Consider the following 2617-nt stretch of genomic DNA (forward strand, 5'->3'; position numbering starts at 1 on the left):
ATATACGGGTCCGGGACCTGGTCATCGAGTACGCCGCCGACGGCGGCGATCCGGTCCGCCCGATCAACGGGTTGAACCTGTCGCTCACCGCCGGGTCGCTGGTGGTGCTGCTCGGCCCGAGCGGCTGCGGGAAGACGACGCTGCTGTCCTGTCTGGGCGGCATCCTCAGCCCGACCGCCGGCACCATCGAATTCGGGGCGATCGAGGTGACCGCGCTGGGCCGGCGCGAGCTGACCACCTACCGGCGGCGCACCGTGGGCATCGTCTTCCAGTCGTTCAACCTGGTGCCGAGCCTGACGGCGCTGGAGAACGTGATGGTGCCGATGTGGGTGGCGGGGTGGACCCAGTGGTCGGCCCAGGAGCGTGCCCGCACCCTGCTGACCAGTGTCGGCCTCGCCGACCGGACGACCCACAAACCCGGCCACCTCAGCGGCGGCCAGCAGCAGCGGGTGGCGGTGGCCCGGGCGCTGGCCCTGGACCCGCCGCTGATCCTGGCGGACGAACCCACCGCCCAGCTGGACTTCGTCCGGGCCGAGGAGGTGCTGAGACTGCTGCGGGCGATGGCCGCCGGCGACCGGATCGTCGTGGTCGCCACCCACGACACCCGGATCCTGCCGCTGGCCGACCTGGTGATCCAGTTGTCGCCGTCGGCCGCCCCGCCGCCGGACGAGCCCGGGCCGGTCCGGGTGACCCGCGGATCGGTGCTGCTGGAGCAGGGCAGCATCGAGGACATGATCTACGTGGTCGCCGACGGCGAGCTGGAGATCCTCCCCGAGTCGGCACCGGCGAGCCCGGCCGGCGGGCAGCTGAAGATCGGTGTGCCGGGCAGCTACCGCGGCAAGATCGGACCGTTCTTCCGCATCCCCCGGTCGGCCACGGTGCGTCCGCGCACCAACGCGACCGTCGTCGGCTACACGGTTCCGACGTTTCGCAGCCAATTCGGCTTTCCGCCCAGCATCATCACCGACCCGACCCAGTCGGCCTAGCCTAGCGTCGAGCCGCGCCGAACCGCCGGGTCAGCGCCGCGCGGTCCAGCTTGCCGATGCCGCGTCGGGGCAGCGTGTCGACGAGGTGCAGTTCCCGCGGGGCCGCGGTGACGTCGAGGGTGGTCGCGACGTGGTCGCGCAGCTCCGCCGGCGTCGGCGGGGACGCCCCGTCGGCCAGCACCACCGCGACGGCCACCCGCTGGCCCAGCCGGTCGTCGTCGACCCCGAAGACCGCGCAGTCGGCGACCGCCGGATGGCCGCGCAGCGCCGCCTCCACCGGCTCCGGCAGCACGGTCAGCCCGCCGGTGCTGATCGCGTCGTCGGCTCGGCCGAGAATCCGCAGCGATCCCGAATCATCAACGGCACCAAGGTCGTCGGTGACGAACCAGCCGGGCTCGGCGAACGGGTCCGGGGTGACCGGGTTACGGTAGCCGCGGGCCAGCGTCGGACCGCCGATCAGCACCCGGTGATCGGCGGCGATGCGCACCCGCACGCCGTCCAGCGGCAGCCCGTCGTAGACGCACCCGCCGGCCGTCTCGCTCATCCCGTAGCTGCGGACCACGGTGATCCCGGCCGCGGCCGCCGCCGCCAGCACCGGCTGCGGAGCCGGCCCGCCGCCGAGCAGCACGGTGTCCAACTCGGCCAGGGCCGCGGTCGCCGCCGGATCGGCGAGCGCCTTGGCCAGCTGGGTGGCGACCAGCGACGCGTACCGGCGGCCGGCGCCCAGTCGCGCCACCGCGGCCGGGATCTCGCCGGTGTCGAACCCGGCCGAGACGTCCATCTCGACCGGGGTGGTACCGGCGAGGACGCTGCGGACCAGCACCTGCAGGCCGGCGATGTGCCACGGCGGCAGCGCGAGCAGCCACCCGCCGGGCCCGCCCAGCCGGGTGTGGGTGGCCGCGGCGCTGGCGGTCAGCGCCGCCGCGGTCAGCAGCGCGCCCTTGGCGGCGCCGGTGGTGCCCGACGTCGTCACCACGACCGCGATGTCGTCGCCGATCGGCTCGCCGGTCCGCAGCGCGGCGGCGGTGTCGGCCCCGCCGCCGGCCGGGACCGGGACGAATGCCGGACCAGTGCGGTCCAGCACCCGGTGCAGCGCGGGCAGCAACGACGCCACCGCGCCCCCGGGCGGGACCGGCAGTGCCGCCAGGGTGGCTATGTCCGCCCTCCGTTAGCGGGCCGCTCGTCGAACGGCCCGCCCGTGGCGGCCAGCCGGTCCCGGACCCGGGCGACGTCGTCGGGGGCCGGCAGCTCGTCGGTGAACCGGGTGATCATCACCCCGATGTCGACGTTGTCGAAGTCGCCGCGGGCCATCAGCTCCCGGGCGACCGCCGTGACCTCGTCGGCGCTGAGTCGGCGGGACAGCAGCGCGAGCAGCGGGATGTAGTCGGTCTGCGGGACACCCTCGGGATAGCCGGCACGCAACCACGCGACCACCGCATCGAGGAATCGGTTCACGCTGAGTCACTTTCGCTCCGGCGAGCCGGTAACGCCGAGTACACGATCATCACGATGCTACCCGGGTTTGGCGCCCAGGATGTACCAGCCGGTGTGATGGCCGATGAAGTCGCGCGCGATGAACAGCACCGCGACGACGATCATCACCACCAACAGTGCGTAGATGGCCCAGCCGA

Annotated in this window: 3 protein-coding genes and 1 pseudogene; 1 reads left to right on the forward strand and 3 read right to left on the reverse strand. The window is 73.5% G+C overall.

What is annotated here, in order from left to right:
* Positions 1 to 2 precede the first annotated feature (2 nt).
* On the forward strand, positions 3 to 986 hold the full coding sequence (locus tag AC2VNT_RS01000) for an ATP-binding cassette domain-containing protein (RefSeq protein ID WP_486945086.1): 984 nt from the start codon (positions 3 to 5) through the stop codon (positions 984 to 986).
* A 1-nt stretch (position 987) separates the two neighbouring features.
* Here the strand turns inward: AC2VNT_RS01000 and menE are convergent, their stop codons facing one another.
* From menE to AC2VNT_RS01015, 3 genes and pseudogenes are all read right to left on the reverse strand, one after another.
* On the reverse strand, positions 988 to 2100 hold the full coding sequence (menE, locus tag AC2VNT_RS01005; protein WP_486945087.1) for an o-succinylbenzoate--CoA ligase: 1113 nt from the start codon (positions 2098 to 2100) through the stop codon (positions 988 to 990).
* 38 nt (positions 2101 to 2138) lie between these two features.
* Positions 2139 to 2441: a DUF3349 domain-containing protein gene (locus tag AC2VNT_RS01010; protein ID WP_486945088.1), complete on the reverse strand. Its 303-nt coding sequence runs from the start codon at positions 2439 to 2441 to the stop codon at positions 2139 to 2141.
* Between the two features lie 57 nt (positions 2442 to 2498).
* Positions 2499 to 2617 (reverse strand): annotated as a pseudogene (locus tag AC2VNT_RS01015) (hypothetical protein); the annotation flags it as partial.

It is taken from the genome of Mycobacterium sp. TH-M15 (genome assembly GCF_057473705.1).